This is a genomic window from Candidatus Pristimantibacillus lignocellulolyticus (assembly GCA_023639215.1).
Classification (GTDB): domain Bacteria; phylum Bacillota; class Bacilli; order Paenibacillales; family Paenibacillaceae; genus Pristimantibacillus; species Pristimantibacillus lignocellulolyticus.
In genome coordinates, this window is record CP097899.1 from 4,653,900 (window position 1) to 4,679,857 (window position 25,958).

Genomic DNA, 25,958 nt, shown 5'->3' on the forward strand with positions numbered 1-25,958 from the left:
GAATCCAACACTATCAGTCATTGGAGATAGACCAGCAGTTCCATAATCTCATTTATTGACGTTTCGGAAAATGCTTATATTTCTTCTTCGTTTAGCACATCACTCCAATCATATTAGAAGATTAAGTATGTTTTATTGAAACTACTCAGAAATAAGTTTAGGAAAGCTAGTATACAGCCTAAGGATTTGAGACGCGTCAATTCAGCTATATACGAAGGAAGGATTGTCGAGGTAGACTATGGAAATTTTATAATGGAGGCGGGGTTACTTTTTCATTCTAGGGATAAGATGGGTCTGTATTTTAAAGTTCCATCATGACATTGTAAAAGTCTCGTGCATGTCGGATTTATGTACAAAAACATCCTATTTTATGAATATATAAAAGGAGCTGCCGTGGCAGCTCCTTCATGGTTGTATACAGTCTTTCATAGAACTTACGTTTCTCGTTAGTTCAATGATCTATTTATTATTCCGAAAAAATTTGAACAAACACCGATAATGTTGGCTCTATTGCAATAATAGTTCATGTCTAATTAAGTTTATGTTGAACTAGTTATCGCATTTTGGTCAAGATGCTTATTGCAATTATACAATAATAACTTCCATCCCTCTTCATTACGCTCTAATATTGAATAAGATAAATTACCGATCCGCTCATCTTCTAGATCAGGAAATAGTTCCAGTAACAAGTGCGCAATAAAACTACCATGAGTAACGCACAAAATATTAGAAGTCGGATAATTCACATATAACTCTTCCAATATTTCAACACCTCTAGAGCGCATATCTTCTATAGACTCTGCTCCCAGATCAAGACTTTTCCAGTCTTCACCCCACTTAGCGACGCGTTCTTCTAGCGTAGTCCCTTCAACTTGACCAAAATATCGCTCTCTGAGGCGCTCATCGACAGTAAGAAGCGGTATTTGTAGTGATTCATAAATATGCGCCCCAGTAACTTTAGCGCGTTCCAAATCGCTTGTTAACACGTAATCCCAGATCGCTTTGTCAGATTGTAAACGACTTGCTAGTAATTTAGCTTGGGCAATTCCATTTTCATTAAGCGGAATATCCGTTTGCCCTTGAATTCGCTGAATAGCATTCCAGTGGGTTTCGCCGTGGCGGACTAGACCAATTAACACATTCACTCTCTCCTTAAGGAAGTTCAAAAAGCGGGCTTTGATGACGATGAATTGCTTTGTAGTTTATCCGACATCGAATATGAAACGAACTTGGTCCTGAAAGCCCGCTTTTTGAGCTTTCATTTTAATTAACTTTATGATCAACATCACTGCAAAAAAAGGGCTATATAACCATTTTCAAACTAGCTACGCGTCCTTGTGAACCAATTTAACAGTAAAATCGTCATTATTATGCCCAGTAGCGATAATGCTACATAATATTGCGGGAAAGTTGGGACGACTTGCATGACAATCGGATCACTAATACTCGCAACAGGTATTTGACCTTTATAAATATTCGAACTTACTAAGTTAATACTATTTGCATTGGCAATGTCTACTACCCCTGAGACATTAGCAGCAATCGTGGATTTCGTATCCTCTTTATAATCAAAAATAAACACAAATAATGCTATCGAAAACATCGCCAAGCAACTAGCAATAATCATTGCAATATTGCGTCTGAAATTACGTGAGAATTGATAGCTTTTTGTTGCAATTGGCAAGTACCATGCTTCTTCAGCATAAATTCTATCCATTACATGTTTGTTAATATAATCAATATTCGTACCTTTTATGTCTGTATCATCGAAAGGATATTCAGAAAAAGAAATGGTACTGTAGTCCAGCTCTAATAATGATGAGCAATGCTCACAATCAAATAAATGAGCTTCGATTTCAATACGCAACGGATCGTTTTCATCCAGTTCCATGTAGCTATTTATGAATTGTTCGATCTCATTACATTTCATTTCTGATTCATCCTTTCATAATCATCGCTTGATTTATCCTGCTCTATATAAGCCTCAAGCTGTTGTTTCACACTGGCTCTCGCTCTGAAAAGTAGCGATTTCACAGAGCTAACGGTTTGTTCTAAAATATTTGCAATTTCTTGATAATCCATTTGTTCATATTCTCGAAGTATAATAGCTGATCGTTGCTTTTCAGGTAATTTATTGATTGCTTCACGTACCTTTTCCATACGTTCATTAATAAGAAGCTGCTGTTCTGGCGTTGCAGCATCTGAAATAATCGGTTCCATGTTGACTTCCTCTATCGAAACATAAGCTGCTTTTTGCTTACGGAGTTCACTCAATACTGTATTTCGCGCAATTGTATATAGCCACGTAGAAAAGGTTGCATCTATTTCGCGAAACGTATGCAAACTTCGGTATGCTTTATAAAAAGTTTCAGAGCAAAGATCCTCTGCGAGTGACTCTAGCTTTGCACTTTTCAACATATGATAGATAAAGGCCATGATTCTACGTTGATAGCGATTCATTAGCTCAGAGTAGAGCTCGACATTGCCATCCTTGATTTCTCGTATTATCTGGGAATCTGTCATGACAGGCGAACCTCCTCCACCTGCAATTTATTCCCGAAATCCACTATACATGTATACTGAATTCGGATCAAAAAGTTGCGTTTTTATATATGATCAATCATTCTTAGTTAATTCGAGCATAAATGACAAAATCCTTCATCTTACATAAATTATCTTTTTTTCCATATGTTCATTAATAGTTATAACTTCATAGTCTATTATCGTTTATCTTGACAGAAAAAAAAAGACCACTCTCAAGGAGTGGTCCGTGTCCATCTATGAACACAAGAGTTATTGGATAGGAGTGGAGAGAAACCATACTGTACTTTTATTATATGTATACGCTTCCAGTTTGTCAATAAGCGCTTACATTTTAATTTTCAGCAAATATTTTCACATAAATATACAATTCACTTACTTTTATATGTATTTCTTAATTACTCAAAATGAAAAGAATTTAACATTAAAAAACGCTCATGAAAGGAAAATTCTCTCATAAGCGCTCTTTTTATATCTAATTCTAAGTTATTGTTCTATTTTATACCCTTGTTCTCCTAGTAATACAATTGCTTGATCAAGATGTTCCTGTGTTCTGAAACTTAGTTTTAATACGCCAGGAATTTGTTCTCGATTCTCAATAATTTGAATATTACTCAAATTAATTTGAGCTTTGCCTAGTTCACTAGCAATTGAACCAATAATACCAGGATGATCGGGAATATCGACATAACAATCATAGATTGAATGAAGCATTCCTTTTCTTCTTTCTGGTAATTTACTGCGGAAGTCACCAGCTTGGCGGAATGCTTCCACAATCCCATCTCCATCATCCTGCTGAAGTAACTGCTTGAAATGATCCATGTTTTTCTGCCAATCGTTAAGAAGGCGCAAAAGAACTTCTTTATTATCCAATAAAATATCACGCCAAAGCGGTGGATCACCAGATGCAATACGCGTAATATCGCGGAAACCTCCAGCTGCAAGCGTCTCATATAGACCATTATTATCATTATAGCCTCGGATTTGATTAACAAGGCCAACAGCAATAATATGAGGCAAATGACTAATTGCTCCTACAATGGTATCATGAGCTTCCGCGTCAACTGGAACGATATGTGCCCTCGTATAACTCAATAATTCAATTAACTGATTAAGACTAGTTGCTGATGTATCTTCATCTGCTGTTAGCACGTAAAAAGCATTTTCAAGTAAGCGACTTGAAGCAGCCTCCACACCTGAACGCTCCGATCCTGCCATTGGATGTCCTCCAATGAAAACTGCAGAGGTTTGCTTGAATACTTGAGCAGAAGCCATCACAGACGCTTTCGTACTGCCTACATCCGTAATAATGCATCCTTGCTTCAAATCAAGCTTACTAAGTTGCTGCATGTACTCATCCATCAGACCAACAGGAACACATAAGAATATAAAATCTGCATCTAAAGCTGCTTCTTCAACCGAAGTCGTGCCAATATCAACGACGCCACGTTGAACGTACTTTTCAGCAGAAGATGAGCGATTAGAATATCCAACAACTGTAATATTCGGTTGTCCCTTTAAGCACAATGCGATGGAGCCTCCAATGAGACCTACACCAAATATCGCTACCTTTATCATAAATTAAGCTAGCACCGCCAAATCCGTTAAAACTTGTTCTAGGACATTAATGAATTTTTCATTTTGCTCTGGTGTACCAACAGATACTCGAATATGTGTTGGGTATTGCTTCCAACCTGCACGTATAATAATTCCTTTACGCAACATCAGATTGAAAATTTCCATCGATGGTTTACGCACATCAACCATAACGAAGTTACCATGACCTTCGAAGAATTCAAGATTCATTCGAGTGAATTCATTATGAAAATAATCTAGACCTGCACGGTTCGCCAAGCGACATTGTTCAAGGAACGCATCATCTTTAAGCGAAGCTTTTGCTGCTACTTGGGCTAGACGACCAGTATTGAATGGCTCACGTACTTGGTTAATTGTACGAATAACATCAGCGTTACCAATTCCGTAACCAATACGATTCGCAGCAAGACCATATACTTTAGAGAACGTACGCAGCACAACTAAGTTACTGTATTTATCAAGTAATTTAACGCCATCTGTAAAGTTAGTATCGAATACATATTCTCCATAAGCTTCGTCAAGAACAACTAGCACATGCTTAGGCACTTGGTCTAAGAAGGAAAGCATATCCTCGTGAGCAATAATTGTTCCGGTTGGATTGTTCGGATTACAAATCCAAAGCACTTTCGTCTTATCCGTTGTTGCTGCAAGCATCGCAGGGAGATCATGCTTACCATCCTTCAAAGGTACCTCGACTAACTTCACATTCTCGATCTCAGCATTATGTTTATATTGAGAGAATGTCTCATTTGCCATTACTGTCTCATCGCCAGCAACTAGAAAAGCACGAGCAATCATTAGAATAATGTCGCTTGAGCCTGTACCAAATATAATTTGGTCATTATCGACATTAATTTTACGTGCAAGAACATCCGTTAATTCAACACTTGCGCCATCTGGATACAAGTGTAGTTGATCTATTTCTTCAAGCATTGCTGCTTTGGCTAGTGGCGAATAACCTCGTGGGTTTTCATTGGATGCAAGTTTAATGACTTCATCTAATCCTAATTCTCTTTTAACATCTTCTACTGGTTTACCTGGTTGATACACTGGTAAATGCATAATATTTAATTTTGGCTGCATGGGCCATTCACCTCTTTGTCTATAATTGCATTAACGCGTTAAATAGTGACTACTTCATATTGTCTCACAACTTATATTACTTTTAAAGTCTATATTTATGTATCTACTTTTAACGATCTTTTTATTAAACTCTATAGTCCAGATTGCCTTATCACCTATAATCTCATAAGCTGATATACAAAAACCGTATGCTAGCGGACAGATCCTATTAGCATACGGCTTTATATGATGATACTCACTTACAAATACATTTATTGTAAGTAATGATTGGATGAATGATTACCTATTATCCTTTTAAGCTAGCAACAAAATCACCGATCTGTTTCAAACCTGCTTGCTTGGTCGCTTCATCAGCTAACAATGGCAAGCTGTTCTCGATTGTACGAACGATTGCACTACCTACGATAACACCATCGCATTTACCTTCGAAACGAGCAACTTGTTCACGATTAGAGATACCAAAACCGATTGCAATCGGAACCGAAGATGCACTCTTAACTACTGCTAGAAACTCATCAATGCCAGTATGGAATGTAGCTCGCTCACCTGTAACTCCTAATGAAGACACACAATATACAAAGCCTTTTGCATGCTGTGTAATACGAATGACACGTTCATCGGAAGTTGGTGCAACTAAAGGGATAAGATGGATATTATATTGCTGCGCTAATTCTCTAACTTCTCCATCTTCTTCAATTGGAAGATCAGGAATAATAAGTCCACTAATATCATTACTTTTCACAATATCAAAAAATGGTCTAAGCCCAAACTGGAAAATGGGATTAAAGTATGTGAACAGAATTAATGGAATTTGGACACCTTCAGCACGCAACGTCCCACCCAGATTAATACAATCTGTTAATGTAATACTGTGCTGTAATGCGCGTTCTGAAGCACGTTGAATTACTGGACCATCTGCTAGCGGATCAGAATAAGGCACACCTAATTCTATAATGTCAGCGCCTGCTGCTTCTAAAGTTTTAATAATATCGACCGTTGTAGCAATATTGGGATCGCCTACAGAAATGAATGGAATTAATGCAGTATTGTTCTGCTCTTTCAGTTCAGCGAATTTTTTATCAATTAAATTCATATGAGTTACCTCCAATAATTTTTCATTAGTCCATCTCGTCTACCACAGTTCAAAAAGCGGGCTTTCGCAATCCGAGAAGATGGAGCGCTACTTGAGAAAGGCGCAAGCGCAAGTGTACATAATTACGGACACGCGAACCTACAATGTTTGTGAAAGAAAACCTCGGAAGCATTAGTTCGCTTCATATTCGATATCGAATAATCGACGTCAGTATGCACTTCGTTGTCAAAGTCTGCTTTATGAACATCCTCTACAAATGAAAAGATCCATCGGAAGATTTACCTAAGTAACTCATAATCGCTTCTACATCTTTGTCGCCTCGACCAGACAAACTTACTACGATTGTTTGATCTTTGCTTAAAGTTGGAGCTAACTTAATCACTTGTGCAATAGCATGTGCTGATTCTAACGCTGGAATAATCCCTTCCGTACGAGAAAGTTCTTGCAACGCTTCCAGTGCTTCTGCATCCGTAATAGGTGCATACTCTGCACGACCACTGTCTTTCAAGTAAGAATGTTCAGGTCCGATACCAGGATAATCAAGTCCTGCTGAGATTGAATGAGCTGGTTGTACTTGGCCGTGCTCATCTTGCAGTACATAACTCATCGAACCTTGGAATACACCGTGACGTCCTTTTGTCATCGTTGCTGCATGCTCATCTGTCTCTACACCACGACCAGCAGCTTCCACGCCTAATAATTTCACACCTTTATCTTGGATAAATGGATAGAAAATACCGATTGCATTACTACCGCCACCGACAGCAGCCACAACATAATCAGGTAGTTTATTTTCGTATTTCAATATTTGCTCACGAGCTTCATCACCGATAATACGCTGGAAATCTCGAACCATCAAAGGGTATGGATGAGGACCAGTTGCAGAACCAAGAATATAGTAAGTATCTGTTACATTACTAACCCAATAACGTAGAGTTTCATTACAAGCATCTTTTAACGTGCGTGTTCCACTAGTTACAGGTACAACTTCAGCACCAAGTAAATTCATTCGGAATACATTTAGTTGTTGGCGCTTCATATCTTCTTCGCCCATAAATACTTTACATTCAAGACCTAGTAAGGCAGCTACAGTAGCAGAAGCAACACCATGTTGACCCGCTCCAGTTTCAGCAATAATCTTCGTTTTGCCCATACGTTTAGCAAGCAATCCTTGCGCAATTGCATTATTAATTTTATGCGCACCCGTATGGTTCAAATCTTCACGTTTCAAGTAAATTTTTGCTCCACCAAGCTTTTCAGTTAAATTCGGAGCGTAATATAATGACGTCGGACGACCTGAGTAGCGATATAATAAATCAAGTATTTCTGCTTGGAATTCTGGATCTTTGGAATAGTGAAGATATGCTTCTTCTAATTGTAACAAAGCATTCATTAATGTTTCAGGAACATATCTGCCCCCGAACGGTCCAAAGCGACCATTGGAATCTGGAATTTGTGTCATGCTTCTATCACCTTTCTGACAAACTCATTTATTTTGTGCAAATCTTTCACTCCATCTGATTCTACACCACTGGAAACATCTATTCCATCGCAACGATAGCTCGAAATTAATTGTGCTACATTGCCTTCATGCAATCCACCAGCCACGTATAGCTGCAGTTCAAATTGATCTGCAACTGCTCGATATGTCGCAATAGCTTCCCAATTGAAAGGTTTACCTGTCCCGCCACCTGGAGCATCTATTAATATACTCTCAATATAAGGAATATATGGAGTCAATTCATCCTTAATATGTTGCTCCGCCTCATTATTATGCTCACGTTGTTGTTTGATTGAAATTACTTTCCACAACGCTAAATTGGGATAGGCTTCATGCAACAAACTATAGTATTGCACATCCTCATTGCCATGCAATTGCACGACATCGAGCGGAACATGTTGCAATAAAGCAATCATTTCTTCAAGAGGATGATTGACGAATACACCAACGGCACGTATCCTCTCTCCACTAAGGCGATGAATAGCATCGACAAGTTGCTCAGCTTGTGCAGCTGTAACTTGACGCTTACTCGGAGCAAAGACTAGCCCAACTTCTTGAATCGGTAATCCTTCCATCGCCTCTATAGTTGCAACATCGCGTAAACCACATATTTTGATGCGCGGCTTAATTGATAACGACTCTACGACTTCTTGATTCATACGTTTGTAACCTGACCCATTAATTGCTCAATCGCTTGACCAACATCTCCTTGACGCATGAAATGTTCACCGATCAGCAATCCTTGTGCCCCTACAGATCTTACATATTCATAATCTTGCTGACTCAATATGCCGCTCTCACTAATGTTCATAACATGTTCAGGCATCATACCGATTAAAGCTTGAGTTGTCTCAAGTTTTGTTTCAAATGTGTGCAGATTACGATTATTAACACCGATCAATGTAGCCTTATTTAATTTAAGCACTCGTTCTAATTCCGATGTATCATGAACTTCTACAAGAACGTCCATTCCTAATTTTTTCGCAAGATCGTGGAATTCACTAAGCTGTTCATCTGTCAGAATAGCTACAATTAATAAAATACAGTCCGCACCTATAGCTCTTGCTTCATAAATTTGACGGTAATCAATAATAAAATCTTTGCGTAATAATGGAAGTTTCACTGCTTCTGAGATTCTTTTCAAGTATTCATTAGATCCTTGGAAGTAATCCACATCAGTAAGCACGGATAGACAATCTGCACCAGCAGACTCATAGGCAAGTGCAAGTTCAACCGGATGGAAATCTTCACGTATTAATCCTTTGGACGGAGATGCTTTTTTCACTTCCGCGATTAACGCTAAATCACGTTTACGACCACCTGCACGCAAAGCTTTCTCGAATCCACGGCATGGAGGCAATGTAGCAATATGTTGTTCATACTGCTTAATATTGAAGTTTTCCGCTAATTGCTGTACTTCAACTTTTTTCGTCTCGACAATTTTATTAAGAAACATAATTCAATTCTCCTGTCTTTTGAATAAGCTGATCAAGCTTCAAAGCAGCTTTTCCAGAATCAATGATTTCTGCTGCGATTTTCACACCTTCAGCATGAGTATTAGAAAGACCGCCAAGGTAGATACATGCTCCAGCATTGGCTAGCACAATATCACGATATCCATCACGACGTGTGCCATCAAATATTTCTCGAATGATTTGAGCGTTTTGAGCTGGCTCGCCTCCAAGTACATCGGAAAGTGGACGTGTAACTAATCCTAATTGTTCTGGTGAAATATGATATGTGGTTACACTACCATCTTTCAATTCAGATACTTTCGTTGATGATGAAATACTAATCTCATCCAACCCATCGAAGCTACTGACAACAAGTGCTCGTGTTATTCCTAATTCCCGTAATACTTCCGCTATAATCTCAGTCTTACTAGCATCATATAAACCTAGTAATTGACGATCTGCACCAGCAGGATTTGTAAGTGGGCCTAACATATTGAAAATCGTTCTTGTTCCGATTTCTTTACGTGGTCCAGCTGCATGCTTTAAGGAAGGATGATAAAGTTGAGCGAACATAAAGCAGATGCCTACTTCATCAAGACATGCTTTCGCTTGCTCTGGAGTAACGTTAATATTAACACCAAGTGCTTCAAGCACATCCGCACTACCGGATTTGCCTGACATTGCACGATTTCCATGTTTTGCAACCGTAATACCAGCAGCCGCTGCTATTAGTGAAGATGCTGTAGAAATATTGAACTTACTAATTCCGGATCCGCCAGTACCGCATGTATCTAGCAGTCCGCTTTGGTGACTATCGACATGATTAGAGAAGCTACGCATCACTTCTGCAAGCCCAGTAATTTCATCTTTTGTTTCACCCTTCATTCGAAGTGCTATCGCTGCAGCTCCGATTTGCGCAGAAGTAGCTTCTCCGTTCATAATTTGAGTCATCACGGATTGTGCTTCTGCTCGCGAAAGATCATTGCTAGATACTAGCTTAGCTATCGCTTGTTGCATACTTATTGCTTCGCTCATATTCATCTATCCCTCCTTAATTTAACACTTCGTAATCAGTATTAATGGATGTTTTCAATTGCTCTTGTTTAGTACCAAACATTTGCTCAGCTGCACGAATCGCTTTCAAACTTGCTTTTGCTTTATTCACAGTTTCCATATATTCACTTTCAGGATTAGAATCCCATACAATGCCTGCACCGCTCTGTACGTAAGCACGATTATTTTGGAATATAATTGTACGAATTGTAATACAAGTGTCCATTGAACCACCGAAGCCAAGGTAGCCAATCGCACCAGCATAAGCACCACGCGCCTCATTTTCTAACTCAGCGATAATTTCCATCGCACGTAGTTTCGGCGCTCCTGACACCGTTCCAGCTGGTAAACAAGATATAAATGCATCAAAGAAATCTTTATCTTCACGTAATTTGCCGGACACATTCGATACGATGTGCATGACATGAGAATAACGTTCAACTTCCATAAACGTATCACAACGTACGGAACCAAACTCAGATACTCTGCCGATGTCATTACGACCAAGATCAACAAGCATTAAATGCTCCGCTTTCTCTTTCTCATCAGCAAGCAAATCTTGCTCTAGTTGCTTATCTTCTTCAACTGTCTTACCACGCGGACGTGTGCCAGCAATTGGACGTGTTTCCACTTTACCGTTATTGACTTTCACAAGTGCTTCAGGAGAAGTACCTACGATGACTTGTTCACCCATTTTCAAATAGTACATATATGGAGATGGGTTCATTACACGTAGTACACGATATACATGAAGCGGATCAACCGTTGTTTCTATACTGAAGCGTTGTGAAAGAACTACTTGGAATATATCACCAGCGCGGATATATTCTTTCGCTTGATGAATGTTATCTATAAACTTTTCTTTCGTAATATTCGATTCTACTTCCCCAAGATCTGGATCCAAATCCATAGATCCTCTAGGAATATCAGTAGCTACGTTCACTTGACTAATCTCTTCGATCATCGCCTCTATACGGCCAAGAGTACGGTTATATGCTTGCTCAATTTGTGCATCTGTTGATCCTTCTTCGATATGAACATTGCTAACTAATAGCAATTGTTGCTTCAAATGATCAAATACGATAACTTGATCGCAGAACATAAATTGAATATCGTTCATATTGAGATCATCTACTCGGTGAGCAGGTAATTTCTCATAATATTGTAATAGATCATATCCAAAAAATCCGATAGCTCCACCTGTAAATGGAGGAAGCTCAGTATTAGCAGGAGTACGGAATGAACGTAACTTTGCTTTCAATAGTTCAATAGGTTTATCTGAAAGAATTGTCTTTTCGCCATTTTGCTCGAAAACCATCTCTCCATGTTTTCCATATAACATCAAGAACGGATCTGTTCCGATAAATGAATATCTAGCCCATTTGGCGCCACCTTCAACACTCTCAAGTAAGAAAGCGTGCTCCTTTTTAGCAAAATGCTTAAACAATCGAATAGGAGTCTCAGTATCAGCCATAACCCGGCGTACAATTGGAATTAAATTATATTGATCAGCTAATGAAATAACTTGTTGTAATTCAGTAGACATACTCTTCACTCTCACTTTCTAAGGCAAAAGCCCAATCGATTTTGGATATGAAGATAGGGTAACTATCAAAAAAGGCCCCTGCTATCAGAGCAGGGACCATCGAAATTAAGTATGAAATAGAAATAAGCAATGAACTACAGACTTTTCGTTCATACAATTTAACAACAGCTCTCTGTCGTTACAATTGTTACAACTCATCTGAGTTAATCCTATTCCTTGAACTCATCTCATCTCTTCTCGATAAAACCTATCTCTTCTAAACTCTTCTCATCTAACTACTACTATATCCCAATGAATATTATGATGTCAATGCTCTTATTTTTGAGCTAAATCTGGACGAAGAGCAATTGCTCCACCTTTGTAAACATGTTTAATTTCTGCTTGCGTTTTGTCCGTATTGACTAGCACCATCAATCGTACGCATTTTTCAAGGCTCCCTTTTACAGGAACTTCTAGTGCGCACATCTGTGGTACTAATTCCCACCCTGGTAATTGTCGAATCGCTTGTGCAGGGAATGCTTGATCAAGATCTTGCGTAACGGTAATAAATACACAAGAAATGTCTGCTGGGTTTACATTGTTTTGACTGACAATATCTTTAACCATATCTAAGGTAACTTCTTTAATAAGCTCGGCTTGATTTGACTCTACTGTTGCTGCTCCTCGGATTCCACGTACATTCATAATTAGCCCTCCTGCTTTAATTCTTCTATAATTTCACGTATCCATTCAACTGGTACGTTTGGTTTAATTTCTACAGTACCAATTTCTGTTGGTACGACAAACACTGTTGTTCCTTCTGAAAACTTCTTATCATGCATCATTGCAGCTAAGATTTCATCTGTATCGTATTGGCTTGGGATAGATGTTGGTAAACCACAGCTTTCAAGCGCTAAAGTTGTAACGCGCAGAAGTTCTTCTGATGCCCCATAACGAACGCCTAACTTTGCCGAACCAATCATACCAATGCTTATCGCTTCACCATGCATTAGCTCGCCATAGCCCGCTACAGCTTCAAGCGCATGACCGATCGTATGTCCCAGATTAAGAATGGCACGCAAACTATTTTCTTTCTCATCTTGCGAAACGACTTGAGCCTTCACGCTACATCCTTTGTATAGTGCGTATCCGAGACTTTCAGGATCTTTCGCTACTAATCTATCAGCGTGTTCGATACACCAGTCTACGAACTCGGCATCCCAGATCAAACCATGCTTAACGACTTCAGCTAATCCTGATTTCACATCACGATCAGGTAAACTTTGCAAAGTGTTCAAATCATACAATACGAATTCAGGTTGATGAAAAGCACCGATAATATTTTTCGCTAACGGATGATTTACTGCTACTTTACCACCTACACTACTATCATGAGCTAGAATCGTTGTTGGGATTTGAACGAATTTCACGCCGCGCATATAAGCCGCTGCTACATAACCAGCTAAATCTCCAACTACGCCACCACCTAGTGCTACGATTGCAGATTTACGATCAAGTCCACCTTCTAAAGCAACTTTTACTAACAATTCAAGATTAGCTAGAGACTTAGACTGTTCTCCCGCAGCTACTACTGCTGTTACAACGTTAAAGCCATCTTCTCTTAGCGATTGTGCTAATCGATCAAGATATTTTGGGGCTACATTCTCATCAGTTACAATCATAAGTGGTGATTTTTTACTAATACCATGATTCGAGAAATAAGTAGCAACCGTGTCAAGCAAGCCTGATCCGATATAGATTGGATAAGAGCGGTCACCAAGTTCAACCATTAATTTATGCATATTAATATCTCTCCAATTGTTCTTTATAACTATTATAATTGGCATGAATCTCTTCGATAGAGTCTCCGCCGAATTTTTCCAGAAATGCACGAGCGACTTCCCAAGCTACCACATGTTCCATTACTACACTTGCAGCAGGAACAGCACAGCTATCAGAACGCTCGACTTGAGCGGTAAAAGCTTCTTTTGTATCAATATCAATACTACGAAGAGGCTTGTACAAAGTTGGAATTGGCTTCATCACACCTCTTACAACAATTTGCTCTCCATTAGTCATTCCACCTTCAAATCCACCAAGTCGGTTCGTTGCACGATGATAACCTTTCTCAGCAGTATAAAGTATTTCATCATGTACTTGAGAACCACGAATTTTCGCAGCTTCAAATCCAATCCCGATCTCTACACCCTTAAATGCGTTAATAGAAACGACTGCTTGAGCGATTCTAGCATCTAGCTTTCGGTCATACTGAACATGACTTCCTAGACCAATCGGAACACCTTCAATAATACATTCCACGATTCCACCAATAGAATCGCCTTCTTGCTTAATTTGATCGATGTAAGCAGTCATTTTTTCTTCAGTTGCTTTATCTACGACACGAACAGAAGATTCTTCTGTCAGAGCAATCAGTTCATCAACAGGAAGTTGATTAGGTGGTGCAACGATTTCACCGATTCGAATAACTTGTCCAGCAACTTTAATACCGAACTCGGCAAGAAATTGACGGGCAACCGCACCAACAGCTACACGAGCAGCTGTTTCACGAGCACTAGAGCGTTCTAGAATATTACGAAGATCATGTTGATTGTATTTCAATCCACCATTAAGATCTGCATGTCCAGGACGCGGTCGATGAACACGACGTTTGGTTTCATCGTTACCTTCAATAGGCTCAATATTCATTACTTTAGTCCAATGTGTCCAGTCATTATTGGCAACAACAATCGCGATCGGAGCTCCTGTTGTCTTCCCATGACGCACACCACCAACAATATCAGCTGTATCTTTTTCGATTTGCATACGGCGACCACGTCCGTGACCTTTTTGTCTACGTTGTAGTTGGAAGTTCAATTCCTCGAAATCAAGGTTTAAATTACTTGGTAGTCCTTCTATAATTGTGGTCAATTGAGGCCCGTGGGTTTCCCCAGCTGTCAAATATCGTAAACTCAACAATAGTTCCCCCTCTACAAGCAGAACTTCCTGCTCTCCATTTAATCCCGTAAACATCTTTGCTCATTATAGTACAGCACTGCTAGTTTGACAAGAAAGCGTATAGCTTTACGCTATGTAATCGTTTCTATATATTATCCCATTTCTGCCTGATTAACTATATAATTATCTTAATATATGTGCGATAGCTCTTAGTGAGGGTTATTGATAATAAGTTTAGTTGGTGATCATATGAATAAGGTTCTCATTATTGGTAGTGTGGCTAGTGGTAAGACAACATTAGCGAGGCAATTATCGAAAAAACTTAATATACCCTGGTATGAACTCGACTCTATTGTTTATCATCAAACTGCTCTAGAGCGTTATAAACGTAGTGCGGCTGAACAGGTTGAGACAATTATAGAAATTAATCAAAATGGAGATTGGATATTTGAAGGAGTGGATCGTCTATCGTATCAATGTTTATACGAGATGGCAGATACGATTGTATTTCTTGATACACCGCTATGGAAGCGAAAAATTCGAATATTCAGCCGGTTTGTTAAACAACAACTTGGTATAGAAAAGAGTAACTATACATCGGATCTTAAAATGTTAAGAATGATGTATCAATGGACGCAAGGTTTTGAAAATGATAGAGCCCAGTTTGAAGCCAAGTTGCAATTATTTGAGAGTAAAGTTATTAGGCTACATAACAATAATGAGATGATAATGAAACTTTAACTAAACAAATATACAAAAATGAGCTAAAGGGTCTGTTAAGATAGCCTTTAGCTCATTTTTTCTATAAATAGTATAAGTGCGTATGCAATTATAATTTACGATAGAAGAAAGTATCCACCGTTTCAAATCCGTACTGTGAAGGAGTGAATATTTGTTCCGTACTTCCAACGAACAATAAGCCTCCTGGTTTCAAAGCTTTTGCGAATTTATGATACAACTCATTTTTCGCTTCTTCTGTGAAATAGATCATCACATTACGACAAACGATAAGATCAAAGTCTTTATCGAAAGTATCGAACAGTAAATTTTGTTGTTTGAACTGTACCGCTTTCTTTAATGAATCAACGACAGAGAAAACGCCCTCTTCTTCTTGGAAATATTTCTGACGAAACAGTTGCGGAACATCACGAATCGAACGGTCAAGATAAAAACCTTGAGTTGCCTTTGCTAGAACACCTGCATCAAGATCCGTTGCAAGTAAATGCGTCTTTTGCAAAGCATGTAATTCATTCAATATCATAGCAAGTGTATACGGTTCTTCACCTGTAGAACAAGCTGCGCTCCATATTTTCACTCGATTATTCGTTTGAATCATCTCAGGTAAAAACTTTGTTCGAAGTGTTTCCCAGCGTTGTGGATTTCTCCAAAACTCCGATACATTGATTGTCATCCGATCAAGAAATTCATCTAACAATACTTTGTTTTGTGATAGTTGTTGAAAGTAACTGTCAAATGTCTGGAAACCGTGTTTCATCCGTAATGTAGTTAGACGTCTTTTCATTTGTGCTTCTTTATATAAGGAAAGATCAATATCTGTTTTTTTCTTAATCTGATCTATGAATCTAGAAAAATCTAAATCTTCTGACATAACCTAGCCTCCAAAGCTCATGTTAAATCCAGCGCTGAATCGTATGTTCGAACGAAACAAGCTCGTTCTCGTTGAAAAACAATTGAATTTCTCGTTCAGCATTTTCAGCAGAATCAGAACCGTGTATAAGGTTAAAGTTAGTATGAACAGCAAAATCAGAACGAATCGTACCCGGAAAAGCTTCGACAGCATCGGTTTTACCAATCATAGCTCTTGATAAGGCAATGACATTATCACCTGACCAGACCATCGCAAATACGGGACCAGAAGTAATAAACTTAAGTAATGGCTCGTAGAAAGACTTACCCTTATGCTCACCATAATGTGTTTCTGCTAGTTCAGTCGAGATCATCATAAACTTAGCAGCATTAAGTTGTAGACCTTTCTTCTCAAAACGCGAAACAATTTCACCAATTAAACCTCTTTGTACTCCATCAGGCTTAATCATTAAAAACGTTCTTTCCACAATATATGCCCCTTCCCCTAGTAAGCGGTATATTAATAATTGCGTTTCCCCACGAAATGTGCGATATCAACAAGGTTCTTCTTGGCTGGAATCGTTGGCAGTTCTTCAAGCACTGCAAGTGCTTTAGCAATATAACGATTTGCCATGTCCTCTGCCATTTGGCTACCTTTACTATTACGAATAAGTTGGATAGCTCTTTTCGTATTAGCTGAATCTCCATTTGCATGAATATTACGAATTTCGACTAATAGATCATCACGAATGTCTTCATCTTGAAGTGCCAAAATAACAGGCAAAGTAATATTTCCTTGCCTCATATCTGAACCTGGTGGCTTACCGAGCTGTTTCTCTGTTCCATATAGGTCAAGTAGATCATCAATGATCTGAAATGCCATCCCAACATTATAACCATAACGATATAATGCATTATATTGCTGTGGAGTACAACCCGCTACAATACCACCTAATTGTGTGCTTATAGCAAGTAATAATGCTGTTTTCCGGCGAATACGTAATAAGTAATTGCGCACTGTTTGATTCGTATTGAAGAAATCACGGATCTGTTCCATTTCCCCAATACACATTTGAACTAGTGCCTTCGAAAGCATTGTATGTACATCTTTATTCTCAATTAATGAAATCTGTGTCAGAGCTTTGCCATGGATATAATCACCTGTATACATCGCAATGCGATTATCCCATTTTGACTTCACTGTAAGCTGGCCTCGACGTGTCTCTGCATCATCAATTACATCGTCATGAACAAGAGAAGCCATATGGATTAACTCTAAAGTTACAGCCACAGTCTTCAGGTCATTCAAGTTGTACGTGCCGAATTTACCACCAAGCAATACGAAAACAGGACGAATCCTCTTTCCACCCGCTTTAAGTAAATGGAGCGCAGCCTCAGACAACAATGGTTGCTCATCTGTTACAACTCGTTCTAGCTCATTCTCTATTTTGTTAATGTCGCCCTTCATCTTGGCGTATATTTCTAATAGTTTCATGATCTCACCTTTTGAATAGCTCTAGGTTACTATATATCATAGCTTCTAACTTGGTTGAATCTTATCTGTTGTTTCTAGAATAGTATGATGATATCCTTATTAGCTTTTTCTACCGATATGTAATGCTGCGATACCCCAGAAAAAGTTTTTGACAACGACATTTACAGCTCCGACTTTCTCAAATAGCTGACGCAACTCTTTCGCATCCATAAATAATTTCAAAGAATCGGGAAGCCATTTGTAAGCAGCAAACTGTTTCGCGAACATCTTGCCTAACAATGGTACCATCTTTTCGAAATAAAAATAGTAAATGGATTTGAATGGTTGTTGCTGAGGTTTGGACATTTCAAGACAAACAATTTGTCCGCCAGGTTTCACAACCCGTAGCATTTCTGCAACCACTTGTTCATAATTTGGTACATTTCTTAAGCCAAATCCAATCGTTACATAATCAAATGAATTATCTTCGAAAGGAAGTTCCATAGCATTACCTTGAACAAGTTTAATTTGCTTATTCAATCCCGCTTCCGCTACTTTTTGACGTCCTACTTCAAGCATTTGTTCGCTGAAATCGAGTCCTATTATGTGACCAGTTTCACTTGCTTTTGCAAGATCAATCGTCCAATCACAAGTACCACAGCATAGATCTAATGCCGTTTGACCTTTTTGGACGTTCATCTTCTTCATCGTCTTTTTACGCCATACTTTATGTAGACCAAAACTCATAAGATCGTTCATCATATCGTATTTTGGAGCTATCGTCTCAAATAGTTCATGAACATGGCTTTTTGAATCATTTAAGTTATTGCTACTCATTGTGCTTCAACTTCTTTCATCGAAAAATTGCCGAGTTGTTTTTTCATATTTTCAACTGTATGAGATAATTCAGCCTTTAGTTCTGCTAACTGCTCTGTATCAAGTATTCTCAGGACAGCTTCATATGCTGTATGTAAATAATCTAACATATGGCGACGTATATGGTACTTGTCCACAAGCAGATTGTAACTATTCTGTTGTAGCATTTTTTTCTCTTCGACCGAGGTTACAATATTATGTAAATTCCAATATGCAAAACTACGAGCATATCCACCAGCGTCGAATATATTACTCAACTCATCAAGCATAACTTCAAAAGCTGTAACTTGTTGTAATAGTTCTTTCCATACTTTTGCTATCGGCTTACTCAAAAATTTATGGAAAGGAGCAAACATTTCACTTTTTAGTGAGATTCTGTTCATTAAGTATTGTTCTGCCGTTAAGGTTGCTGATTGAGCTGTTGAATAGAAAGAAATTTTCAGACGATTAACATCTGCAACCGCTTTACTTAGTATAGCAACCAATTCAATTTCACCTTTAACTGCAAGAAGTTGATAAAATCTCGCACTAAAGTAATCGCCCGCCAAAATTTTCAATTGTCTAGAACGCATTTGAGTTTCCGTTCGCTGTCCAGTCTCCGTATCAACAAGATCATGCGTATCCATACCTAGTTGAACTAGAGCGGTCACAAGACTGAATAACTCACTACGTTCTCTCGTCTCTTTAGATTGCGCTAATACAGCATATAGTAGCTGTAGTCTAGGCTCCGAATACGACGGTAGTTCAGTATGAGCATGGATCATATCGTAGCTTACGTATGGGTCTGCCGCATCCGCTACAGAGTATTTTTTCATCTATGAAGCCTCCGTACAAAAATAGGTTATATCCTCATAACAATGCTAATCATTATAACACAAATCTTAATTCATTCCTAGAAAGGTTATTAGCGATACTATAGGATGTTATCACTAATTTGGCTATTGCCAATAAATTGTCTTTTTTATGCGTAGTCTCTGCTCCCAGTTGGGATCAACAAGCCACCCGACATCTTGCAACTGCTCGATTCCATTCTCTAACCATGCATCATTGCGATACAGATTACAAGTGAATATTATGACACTATCGTTACGATTATGTTGTTTCTCCATTACTTTCACTTGTAGCTGTTCAATGTTCAACGTATGATTAAATGCTAGACTAACAAACTGCGGTAGATCAGCATAAATTATTTGCTCTGGTGTCTGTTCATTATTGACCAACAATACCACTTCTAGAACATGACTATTCAAATTAATTTTAGATAAATGGCTCGTATCTATAAAAGTATTGATAACATCAACAATGTTATCATTAGTTAAAGTAACTTGCTTCGTATGTGTCCCAGCGTTAACTGGCATCTGGCGATATGAATCATCCTTTATATGTAACATACTATAGTATAAAATGATACTAATCATCAGTGTCATTACAGATGCCAGTAACAAGCCTTTCAACTGCTTCATATTTCTACCTCCTATAGTATTCACTTCTCTATAGTCTACGGTAGTAGTACGAGCAATATTCAGGTTACGAGAAATTATTCCACTTTATATTAATGCTTCCTTACTAGAATAAGATTTTCAAAGAAAAATCCCAATAGCGACGTTGATGTCATCTATTGGGATTCGATATTACAAGAACTTCTATTCATCTGTATGCACGGTACCATACTTCGTCAACACCGTAGCTTTACCGCGGATTTTAATTGCGGATGTATGATCAGTAAACTGACAGATTAGCACTTCATTCTTATCAAGTTTTTCAGTATGATGAAATCTTGTATCTTGACCTCTAGTCAAACCCATAACAGTTACGCCCTGATCTTTGGCTTTAATTACTACATAATCGCCTGTCTGTTGCTCCATCTCATTCCCTCGCATTCTTAAAGACAATCTAACTTACCTCACAGAATTATATTAGAATCATCTCTATTGTGCAATGCCTACTTGGAAAAGTTAATATTCCCTATGAAAAAGAGGCTTCTTCTATGTATACAGAATATACAGAAGCAGCCTCTAGATGGCAAAATATTATTGAGCAACCAAATCTTTAAGTTGCTTACCTGGTTTGAATGCAGGAATTTTGCTTGCAGCGATATCGATTTCTTGTCCCGTTTGAGGGTTACGTCCTTTACGAGCTTGACGCTCACGCACTTCAAAGTTACCAAAGCCAACAAGTTGAACTTTGTCGCCACCTTGAAGAGCTTCACCGATTGCTTCAAACACTGCATCAACTGCTTTACCTGCATCTTTCTTAGTAAGACCAGAAAGTTCAGAAACTTGGTTAATTAGATCTGTTTTGTTCATTGTTTCACCTCCTTAAAGTAAAGCTAGACTAGCGAAATACTATATTATCTCTCATATTGACCTGTTTTTTTGAAATATATACCTTTTTTCACAATAAAACTATAGTAATACAAGAAAAAGACAATTACAAGCAGGAAAATAAAATATTCCGAGCAGGAATAAGGACCTCAATTGACGTACTCCATCCATTTGGACTTCTCTAAATCATTTGGAAAACAATTCATACTAAATGAGCATAACGCTAATGAAACTAAGGTACTAGTAACTTTAGAACTAATTCCTAACAATTTTCGAATGTCTTTTTTGGAATAATATACTCATCTGTTTCACATTTAGTTTCACTAGAAGTATTTAGATTAGATGTCATTTCAACATTTCCACAAGCCGATGCTATCACCAACATTAAAAGAGTGTTCTGGTTAAAGAAGTTAACAAAAGGAGAAAGAAAACGTAAAAATATTCACATAGGTATAATAGTCATGCCTACAACTTTAAATCTATTCAAAATAGTTATCTTATGTTTAATAGCATATTTGTCACATAATGCGCAATATGTTAAGTCAAAAAAAGCCCAATTTATGGGCTCAAAATTTCTCTGGTTTTGCAATTTTAATTGATGCTACTTCCCCGCAATTTTTACAAAAAGTATATATAACTGGGGAACCTGTAGATAAAAATTTACTGATTGGCATTACGTTAGCGTACCCATTGCTTATTTCACCTTTAGTAAATGTATTACTTCCACAAGCTTTACAAGTTAAGTTTTCTTGATTCATAGTAACCACCCTTAATGAAATTAATATATATTAATACGATTTATTCCAAGGGAAGTTTCTTAATTTATTAATGCTACGTGTTGCAGCACGACGAAACTATAAAAGGGTACGTCAATTCTGCTACATAGAAAAAGGCAGTCATAGCGACGCGCGGTCGTTATAACTGCCTTTTTTCATATGTTACTACAGGATGATTGCAATTAAGCCACCTGATCCTTCGTTAATAATTCTACCAAGCGTTTCTTGAAGCTTGTAACGTGCATTGTCAGGCATCATCGCAATTTTACCTTGAATACCTTCTCGCACAATATTGTGTAAAGAACGACCAAATATATCGGATTCCCAAATTTTAATTGGATCATTCTCAAAATCTTGCATTAAGTATCGAACTAGCTCTTCACTTTGTTTTTCGGTGCCGATGATTGGAGCGAATTCAGACTCCACATCTACACGAATCATATGAATAGAAGGTGCAGTCGCTTTCAAGCGCACTCCGAAGCGTGAACCTTGTCTGATCAACTCTGGCTCATCAAGTGCCATTTCCGCAAGAGATGGTGCTGCAATACCATAGCCAGTTGTTTTCACCATTTCAAGCGCTTCTGAGAAGCGATCATACTCTTTCTTAGCATGAGCGAATTCTTGCATTAAGGATAATAAGTGATCTTTACCACGAATCTCTACTCCAACCACTTCCATAAGAATTTGGTCGTATAGTTCATCTGGAGCGTATAGATCAATTTCAGCAACGCCTTGACCCATATCCATACCACTTAACCCTGCACGACTAATGAAGTCATATTCGAGGAATTGTTGGACTACACGATCTACATCACGCAATCTTTTAATGTCCTTAACTGTGTCTCGTACAGAATTTTCAAAGTTACTACGTAACCAATGTTGTTCAGCTAGTACCATAACCCAACTTGGAAGATTAACGTTCACTTCATGAACAGGGAACTCATATAGTACCTCTCTTAGAATCGCAAGACCTTCTTCTTCATTCATCGTTGCAACACTAAGTGCAATTACCGGAATATCGTACTTTTCTTGAAGCTCTTGGCGTAGAGCTTGAGTTTCCTCACTGCGTGGGCGTGTTGAGTTAATAATTACGACGAATGGTTTGCCAACCTCTTTCAACTCTTCAACCACTCGTTCTTCAGCATCCACATAGGAACTACGTGGGATTTCAGCTATCGTACCATCTGTAGTAACTAGAACACCTAGAGTAGAATGCTCTTGGATTACTTTGCGAGTACCGATCTCTGCTGCTTCTTGAAACGGAATTGCTTCGTCAAACCAAGGTGTAGTAATCATACGAGGTCCATTCTCATCCTCATAACCCTTCGCTCCATCTACTGCATATCCAACACAATCTACTAGTCTTACATTCACTTCTAAGCCTTCAGCTACTCTTAATTGCACCGCTTGATTAGGTACAAATTTCGGCTCAGTCGTCATAATAGTTTTACCTGCGGCACTTTGTGGCAATTCATCAACAGCACGAATTCGCTCTGACTCTACTGGAATGTTGGGAAGAACCACCGTTTCCATAAATCTTTTGATAAACGTTGATTTCCCCGTACGGACCGCACCGACCACGCCGAGGTAAATATCCCCGCCAGTTCTTTCGGCAATGTCCTTGAAAATATCTACTTTATTCACTGAATATCCCCTCCCAATTGATTTTCCGGTTCGCCGCCATCCACCGGTCAAAAGGGCAGGCCAGCGACGCAACTCGTACATACTTATTGGACTAGTTATAGCTTATGTTCACTTTGTCCAATTATTCCGATAACTTCGAAAAGTTTTTAGTTTTTCATCGCTATCTGCCTTCCCTTCAAGACTCAAATATATGTATATAGATAATGATATATTCCTCTGATGACTAGAATATGATCTTTCAATTGATAAATTGAAGAGAAAAAAGCCGTATTCATTATAGTGATATCACTACACTGAATACGGCACTTGTTACTAATATATAAATAACTCTATCCAACCTATCTCAAATGAGAATTTCACTATTTCGCTAACTTATTCAAATGCTACAGGATCACCATTGACTAATTTATAATTAGTTGATTTGACTGGAACATAATCAGAATTCGCAATTAGTAATTCTCTTAGATCTAGTTGGTCAGATACGACTAACGAACTGTCTTTTTGTAGCAATTGCATAATATCAGATGCATAGTCAATATAGACATTCCCTTTATTACTAACGAGTAATTCACTCAGATTTCCAGTGTATACACTTTTTATCGTTGGCTTCTTAATATTCAACTTATCAAAATCGATATAAAAAATTCCCTCATAAGCTTCCATTCCTGCAGGAATATCACCATTCGCTGTAATATAATCTGTCACTTTTGACTGTAGATCAATGACTTGTTGCGTTAGTAATATACTTTGTGCTTTCACAATAGGCTCTTCTTCTTCATTCAACACTAGATAGTAGAAGTTGCCTCCTGATTCAAAAGCTGAATTCGGAATATAATCAATATACTTATCATCTATAAGTTTGCCAAAATTAACACGAAACTTCTCATATTTCGGAACTGAACTGTCACTATTATGTATAGGTAATACTCCCGTAGTTGTAAGGTACTGTTCAATAGCACCTTGTGTATTACGCATAGCTTCTTTGGTTACAATTACTCCAGAGCTTGAATCTGGTTTCGGATACATACAACCTGTCATAAGCAGAATTAGAGTAGTTACCAACATAAGTACTTTGATCAAAGACCATGATTTTCTTTTCAAACTATATTTATTCATCTTATCCCCCTACCATAAAGCGTCATCTTCTTCTTGTAGTTTCAGTTGCCGAGCAATTGCAGCTCGGAGTGGATCAGGTGGTAATTCAACTGTAACTGTTTTCTGCACGATCGCTTGACAAGCCAAACGAGTGCCTGTCAATTCAAGTCCTGCAAGCTTACGACGTTCATTTTCTTTCATCGGTGCTAAGCCGCTACAATCAGCTATGTTCACTTTACACATGAAGCAAGCAGCGTTACCGCCACATCTAGTGACGATAGCGACACCAGCCTTTCTAGCAGCTTGTAGCACAGTCGTACCAGGTCTTACTTTGATCGTGCGGTTCAATGGCAAGAAAATAACTTCTGCATCCATAGGGAACACCCCCATAATTAGAAATATGTCTTGTTTATTGCGACAATTTTGCCTTCAGTACCGGTAATAACCGCTTGACAACCTAAGCGATATCCTTGTTCAAATTCTTCAGGCTCAAGACGATCCCATTCTTCATCGGTGATCTCATCAAGTAAATCAGCACCCTCAACAATAAGACAGCGACAACGTGCGCATGTTCCTCTTGTACATGAATAACTCCAATCTACTTTATGCTTAATGGCATGATCCAAGATGGTCAATCCATCTTCTGCTTCAACAGTACTTGTAATCGTTCTACCTCTAAGTTCTAATTCCATATGACAAACCTCAATTCCTTTCGCTCACAACATTATGTATTATATAATGGAAAGAAGACCCAATAAAAATCCGATACATAGCATAATAAATGCAACAGTTGATAAAAGTCCTTTAATAATACCTTTAGTTTTTATTCGTGCAAAAGTAATAATAACAGCTGCAATTGCCATAAGGCCAATTCCGATTAAAGACATCCACATCTTATCCATTGGATTCATGAAAAATTTTCCCCTATCTACAAATGTATGTATTGTTAATTCTACATCATTATAGCATCTCTCTAATATTGTGACAAAGCTAGTAAAACAGTTATGCAAAAAAATGACACAGAATAATGTTTATCGTAAGAAAAACATTATTCTATGTCATAGCAAATTGTTACTATCTAATTAGTATTTTCATTAAAGCTTCAATGTTAGAAGTTTTCATACCGCTTGACTTTATCGTCTTCACAATATGCTCGAATTGTGAATCAGTCATTTTAATTTTAGCCATATCTGCAATGGATCTCACTAATTTGCGTAGCTCAGCTTCGTTTTCTAATGAATCAGGTTGAACAGTGCTAGCAATTTTGCTAACTGAATTAGCTGTAATATTTTTACCTGTTTTTTTCTTTATGGCACCTAGTACATCTTTAGATAAATCGTTGGACATAACAAAACCTCCTCTACGATACGTATTCTACATA

At 38.1% G+C, this 25,958-nt stretch carries 30 protein-coding genes; 1 reads left to right on the plus strand and 29 read right to left on the minus strand.

Going from position 1 to position 25,958, the window contains the following annotated elements; translation table 11 throughout:
• Positions 1 to 539 precede the first annotated feature (539 nt).
• The 14 genes from NAG76_20155 to aroC all read right to left on the minus strand — a co-directional run bounded on the left by NAG76_20155 (position 540) and on the right by aroC (position 14,819).
• Positions 540 to 1,139, minus strand: coding sequence for a histidine phosphatase family protein (locus NAG76_20155; protein URN94110.1), 600 nt, complete (start codon positions 1,137 to 1,139; stop codon positions 540 to 542).
• Positions 1,140 to 1,321: 182 nt separating this feature from the next.
• Positions 1,322 to 1,930 carry a zf-HC2 domain-containing protein gene (locus NAG76_20160; GenBank protein URN94111.1) on the minus strand — a complete coding sequence of 203 codons (609 nt, stop codon included), beginning with the start codon at positions 1,928 to 1,930 and terminating at the stop codon, positions 1,322 to 1,324.
• Positions 1,927 to 2,523, minus strand: a complete 597-nt coding sequence (locus NAG76_20165; GenBank protein URN94112.1) for a sigma-70 family RNA polymerase sigma factor — start codon at positions 2,521 to 2,523, stop codon at positions 1,927 to 1,929. The genes NAG76_20160 and NAG76_20165 overlap by 4 nt, the downstream gene beginning before the upstream one ends.
• Before the next feature lie 504 nt (positions 2,524 to 3,027).
• Complete coding sequence (locus tag NAG76_20170) at positions 3,028 to 4,119, minus strand: prephenate dehydrogenase (protein URN94113.1); 1,092 nt, start codon at positions 4,117 to 4,119, stop codon at positions 3,028 to 3,030.
• 3 nt (positions 4,120 to 4,122) lie between these two features.
• The gene (gene hisC / locus NAG76_20175; protein URN94114.1) at positions 4,123 to 5,220 is read right to left on the minus strand and encodes a histidinol-phosphate transaminase; all 1,098 of its coding nucleotides are present in this window, start codon (positions 5,218 to 5,220) and stop codon (positions 4,123 to 4,125) included.
• Positions 5,221 to 5,506: 286 nt separating this feature from the next.
• Positions 5,507 to 6,313 carry a tryptophan synthase subunit alpha gene (gene trpA, locus NAG76_20180; protein URN94115.1) on the minus strand — a complete coding sequence of 269 codons (807 nt, stop codon included), beginning with the start codon at positions 6,311 to 6,313 and terminating at the stop codon, positions 5,507 to 5,509.
• A 250-nt stretch (positions 6,314 to 6,563) separates the two neighbouring features.
• Positions 6,564 to 7,775: a tryptophan synthase subunit beta gene (gene trpB, locus NAG76_20185; GenBank protein ID URN94116.1), complete on the minus strand. Its 1,212-nt coding sequence runs from the start codon at positions 7,773 to 7,775 to the stop codon at positions 6,564 to 6,566.
• Positions 7,772 to 8,473 (minus strand): phosphoribosylanthranilate isomerase, encoded by a 702-nt coding sequence (locus NAG76_20190; protein ID URN94117.1) that lies wholly within the window; start codon positions 8,471 to 8,473, stop codon positions 7,772 to 7,774. Before NAG76_20190 ends, trpB begins: the two co-directional genes overlap by 4 nt.
• Positions 8,470 to 9,270, minus strand: coding sequence for an indole-3-glycerol phosphate synthase TrpC (gene trpC, locus NAG76_20195; GenBank protein URN94118.1), 801 nt, complete (start codon positions 9,268 to 9,270; stop codon positions 8,470 to 8,472). The genes NAG76_20190 and trpC overlap by 4 nt, the downstream gene beginning before the upstream one ends.
• On the minus strand, positions 9,260 to 10,303 hold the full coding sequence (gene trpD, locus NAG76_20200; protein URN94119.1) for an anthranilate phosphoribosyltransferase: 1,044 nt from the start codon (positions 10,301 to 10,303) through the stop codon (positions 9,260 to 9,262). The genes trpC and trpD overlap by 11 nt, the downstream gene beginning before the upstream one ends.
• A gap of 16 nt (positions 10,304 to 10,319) precedes the next feature.
• A complete protein-coding gene (gene trpE, locus NAG76_20205) occupies positions 10,320 to 11,867 on the minus strand; it encodes an anthranilate synthase component I (GenBank protein ID URN94120.1) in 1,548 nt (515 codons plus the stop codon).
• Positions 11,868 to 12,182: 315 nt separating this feature from the next.
• The gene (aroH, locus tag NAG76_20210) at positions 12,183 to 12,551 is read right to left on the minus strand and encodes a chorismate mutase (protein ID URN94121.1); all 369 of its coding nucleotides are present in this window, start codon (positions 12,549 to 12,551) and stop codon (positions 12,183 to 12,185) included.
• Between the two features lie 2 nt (positions 12,552 to 12,553).
• On the minus strand, positions 12,554 to 13,648 hold the full coding sequence (aroB, locus tag NAG76_20215; GenBank protein ID URN94122.1) for a 3-dehydroquinate synthase: 1,095 nt from the start codon (positions 13,646 to 13,648) through the stop codon (positions 12,554 to 12,556).
• Between the two features lies 1 nt (position 13,649).
• Entirely contained in the window at positions 13,650 to 14,819 is a 1,170-nt protein-coding gene (gene aroC / locus NAG76_20220) for a chorismate synthase (GenBank protein ID URN94123.1), read from the minus strand.
• Between the two features lie 231 nt (positions 14,820 to 15,050).
• On the opposite strand from aroC, the gene NAG76_20225 reads away from it, so the two are divergent.
• Positions 15,051 to 15,542, plus strand: a complete 492-nt coding sequence (locus NAG76_20225; GenBank protein URN94124.1) for a hypothetical protein — start codon at positions 15,051 to 15,053, stop codon at positions 15,540 to 15,542.
• Positions 15,543 to 15,630: 88 nt separating this feature from the next.
• On the opposite strand, the gene NAG76_20230 is transcribed toward NAG76_20225, so the two are convergent.
• The 15 genes from NAG76_20230 to NAG76_20300 form a co-directional block, all read right to left on the minus strand.
• Positions 15,631 to 16,410 (minus strand): protein-glutamate O-methyltransferase CheR, encoded by a 780-nt coding sequence (locus tag NAG76_20230; GenBank protein URN94125.1) that lies wholly within the window; start codon positions 16,408 to 16,410, stop codon positions 15,631 to 15,633.
• Between the two features lie 22 nt (positions 16,411 to 16,432).
• Positions 16,433 to 16,876 (minus strand): nucleoside-diphosphate kinase, encoded by a 444-nt coding sequence (gene ndk, locus NAG76_20235; protein ID URN94126.1) that lies wholly within the window; start codon positions 16,874 to 16,876, stop codon positions 16,433 to 16,435.
• Between the two features lie 32 nt (positions 16,877 to 16,908).
• Positions 16,909 to 17,883 (minus strand): polyprenyl synthetase family protein, encoded by a 975-nt coding sequence (locus tag NAG76_20240; GenBank protein URN94127.1) that lies wholly within the window; start codon positions 17,881 to 17,883, stop codon positions 16,909 to 16,911.
• Between the two features lie 99 nt (positions 17,884 to 17,982).
• Entirely contained in the window at positions 17,983 to 18,699 is a 717-nt protein-coding gene (locus NAG76_20245; GenBank protein ID URN94128.1) for a demethylmenaquinone methyltransferase, read from the minus strand.
• Positions 18,696 to 19,553: a heptaprenyl diphosphate synthase component 1 gene (locus NAG76_20250; protein ID URN94129.1), complete on the minus strand. Its 858-nt coding sequence runs from the start codon at positions 19,551 to 19,553 to the stop codon at positions 18,696 to 18,698. The genes NAG76_20245 and NAG76_20250 overlap by 4 nt, the downstream gene beginning before the upstream one ends.
• A gap of 123 nt (positions 19,554 to 19,676) precedes the next feature.
• Entirely contained in the window at positions 19,677 to 20,201 is a 525-nt protein-coding gene (locus NAG76_20255) for a hypothetical protein (GenBank protein URN94130.1), read from the minus strand.
• A gap of 180 nt (positions 20,202 to 20,381) precedes the next feature.
• On the minus strand, positions 20,382 to 20,603 hold the full coding sequence (gene mtrB / locus NAG76_20260; protein URN96894.1) for a trp RNA-binding attenuation protein MtrB: 222 nt from the start codon (positions 20,601 to 20,603) through the stop codon (positions 20,382 to 20,384).
• A 165-nt stretch (positions 20,604 to 20,768) separates the two neighbouring features.
• Positions 20,769 to 21,044 carry an HU family DNA-binding protein gene (locus NAG76_20265; GenBank protein URN94131.1) on the minus strand — a complete coding sequence of 92 codons (276 nt, stop codon included), beginning with the start codon at positions 21,042 to 21,044 and terminating at the stop codon, positions 20,769 to 20,771.
• Between the two features lie 584 nt (positions 21,045 to 21,628).
• Positions 21,629 to 21,820 carry a hypothetical protein gene (locus NAG76_20270; protein ID URN94132.1) on the minus strand — a complete coding sequence of 64 codons (192 nt, stop codon included), beginning with the start codon at positions 21,818 to 21,820 and terminating at the stop codon, positions 21,629 to 21,631.
• A gap of 183 nt (positions 21,821 to 22,003) precedes the next feature.
• On the minus strand, positions 22,004 to 23,482 hold the full coding sequence (gene spoIVA, locus NAG76_20275) for a stage IV sporulation protein A (GenBank protein ID URN94133.1): 1,479 nt from the start codon (positions 23,480 to 23,482) through the stop codon (positions 22,004 to 22,006).
• Between the two features lie 372 nt (positions 23,483 to 23,854).
• A complete protein-coding gene (locus NAG76_20280) occupies positions 23,855 to 24,598 on the minus strand; it encodes a hypothetical protein (GenBank protein URN94134.1) in 744 nt (247 codons plus the stop codon).
• A gap of 9 nt (positions 24,599 to 24,607) precedes the next feature.
• On the minus strand, positions 24,608 to 24,952 hold the full coding sequence (locus NAG76_20285) for a 2Fe-2S iron-sulfur cluster-binding protein (GenBank protein ID URN94135.1): 345 nt from the start codon (positions 24,950 to 24,952) through the stop codon (positions 24,608 to 24,610).
• A 17-nt stretch (positions 24,953 to 24,969) separates the two neighbouring features.
• The gene (locus NAG76_20290; GenBank protein ID URN94136.1) at positions 24,970 to 25,269 is read right to left on the minus strand and encodes a (2Fe-2S)-binding protein; all 300 of its coding nucleotides are present in this window, start codon (positions 25,267 to 25,269) and stop codon (positions 24,970 to 24,972) included.
• Positions 25,270 to 25,308: 39 nt separating this feature from the next.
• Positions 25,309 to 25,488: a DUF2768 domain-containing protein gene (locus tag NAG76_20295; protein URN94137.1), complete on the minus strand. Its 180-nt coding sequence runs from the start codon at positions 25,486 to 25,488 to the stop codon at positions 25,309 to 25,311.
• Positions 25,489 to 25,651: 163 nt separating this feature from the next.
• Positions 25,652 to 25,924 (minus strand): stage VI sporulation protein F, encoded by a 273-nt coding sequence (locus NAG76_20300; protein URN94138.1) that lies wholly within the window; start codon positions 25,922 to 25,924, stop codon positions 25,652 to 25,654.
• Positions 25,925 to 25,958: the final 34 nt, after the last annotated feature.

Bases quoted from the DNA above. Each gene is read 5' to 3' on its own strand.
- trpC (URN94118.1), bottom strand. From the start codon at position 9,270: ATGTTTCTTAATAAAATTGTCGAGACGAAAAAAGTTGAAGTACAGCAA.
- trpA (URN94115.1), bottom strand. From the start codon at position 6,313: ATGAATTTAATTGATAAAAAATTCGCTGAACTGAAAGAGCAGAACAAT.
- trpD (URN94119.1), bottom strand. From the start codon at position 10,303: ATGAGCGAAGCAATAAGTATGCAACAAGCGATAGCTAAGCTAGTATCT.
- NAG76_20160 (URN94111.1), bottom strand. From the start codon at position 1,930: ATGAAATGTAATGAGATCGAACAATTCATAAATAGCTACATGGAACTG.
- aroB (URN94122.1), bottom strand. From the start codon at position 13,648: ATGCATAAATTAATGGTTGAACTTGGTGACCGCTCTTATCCAATCTAT.
- NAG76_20300 (URN94138.1), bottom strand. From the start codon at position 25,924: ATGTCCAACGATTTATCTAAAGATGTACTAGGTGCCATAAAGAAAAAA.
- mtrB (URN96894.1), bottom strand. From the start codon at position 20,603: ATGGAGCAACAGACAGGCGATTATGTAGTAATTAAAGCCAAAGATCAG.
- trpE (URN94120.1), bottom strand. From the start codon at position 11,867: ATGTCTACTGAATTACAACAAGTTATTTCATTAGCTGATCAATATAAT.
- NAG76_20280 (URN94134.1), bottom strand. From the start codon at position 24,598: ATGAATAAATATAGTTTGAAAAGAAAATCATGGTCTTTGATCAAAGTA.
- hisC (URN94114.1), bottom strand. From the start codon at position 5,220: ATGCAGCCAAAATTAAATATTATGCATTTACCAGTGTATCAACCAGGT.
- NAG76_20295 (URN94137.1), bottom strand. From the start codon at position 25,488: ATGAATCCAATGGATAAGATGTGGATGTCTTTAATCGGAATTGGCCTT.
- NAG76_20255 (URN94130.1), bottom strand. From the start codon at position 20,201: ATGAAGCAGTTGAAAGGCTTGTTACTGGCATCTGTAATGACACTGATG.
- NAG76_20165 (URN94112.1), bottom strand. From the start codon at position 2,523: ATGACAGATTCCCAGATAATACGAGAAATCAAGGATGGCAATGTCGAG.
- NAG76_20285 (URN94135.1), bottom strand. From the start codon at position 24,952: ATGGATGCAGAAGTTATTTTCTTGCCATTGAACCGCACGATCAAAGTA.
- NAG76_20170 (URN94113.1), bottom strand. From the start codon at position 4,119: ATGATAAAGGTAGCGATATTTGGTGTAGGTCTCATTGGAGGCTCCATC.
- NAG76_20190 (URN94117.1), bottom strand. From the start codon at position 8,473: ATGAATCAAGAAGTCGTAGAGTCGTTATCAATTAAGCCGCGCATCAAA.
- NAG76_20240 (URN94127.1), bottom strand. From the start codon at position 17,883: ATGAAACTATTAGAAATATACGCCAAGATGAAGGGCGACATTAACAAA.
- NAG76_20265 (URN94131.1), bottom strand. From the start codon at position 21,044: ATGAACAAAACAGATCTAATTAACCAAGTTTCTGAACTTTCTGGTCTT.
- NAG76_20270 (URN94132.1), bottom strand. From the start codon at position 21,820: ATGAATCAAGAAAACTTAACTTGTAAAGCTTGTGGAAGTAATACATTT.
- NAG76_20245 (URN94128.1), bottom strand. From the start codon at position 18,699: ATGAGTAGCAATAACTTAAATGATTCAAAAAGCCATGTTCATGAACTA.
- NAG76_20230 (URN94125.1), bottom strand. From the start codon at position 16,410: ATGTCAGAAGATTTAGATTTTTCTAGATTCATAGATCAGATTAAGAAA.
- NAG76_20290 (URN94136.1), bottom strand. From the start codon at position 25,269: ATGGAATTAGAACTTAGAGGTAGAACGATTACAAGTACTGTTGAAGCA.
- aroH (URN94121.1), bottom strand. From the start codon at position 12,551: ATGAATGTACGTGGAATCCGAGGAGCAGCAACAGTAGAGTCAAATCAA.
- trpB (URN94116.1), bottom strand. From the start codon at position 7,775: ATGACACAAATTCCAGATTCCAATGGTCGCTTTGGACCGTTCGGGGGC.
- NAG76_20250 (URN94129.1), bottom strand. From the start codon at position 19,553: ATGAAAAAATACTCTGTAGCGGATGCGGCAGACCCATACGTAAGCTAC.
- NAG76_20225 (URN94124.1), top strand. From the start codon at position 15,051: ATGAATAAGGTTCTCATTATTGGTAGTGTGGCTAGTGGTAAGACAACA.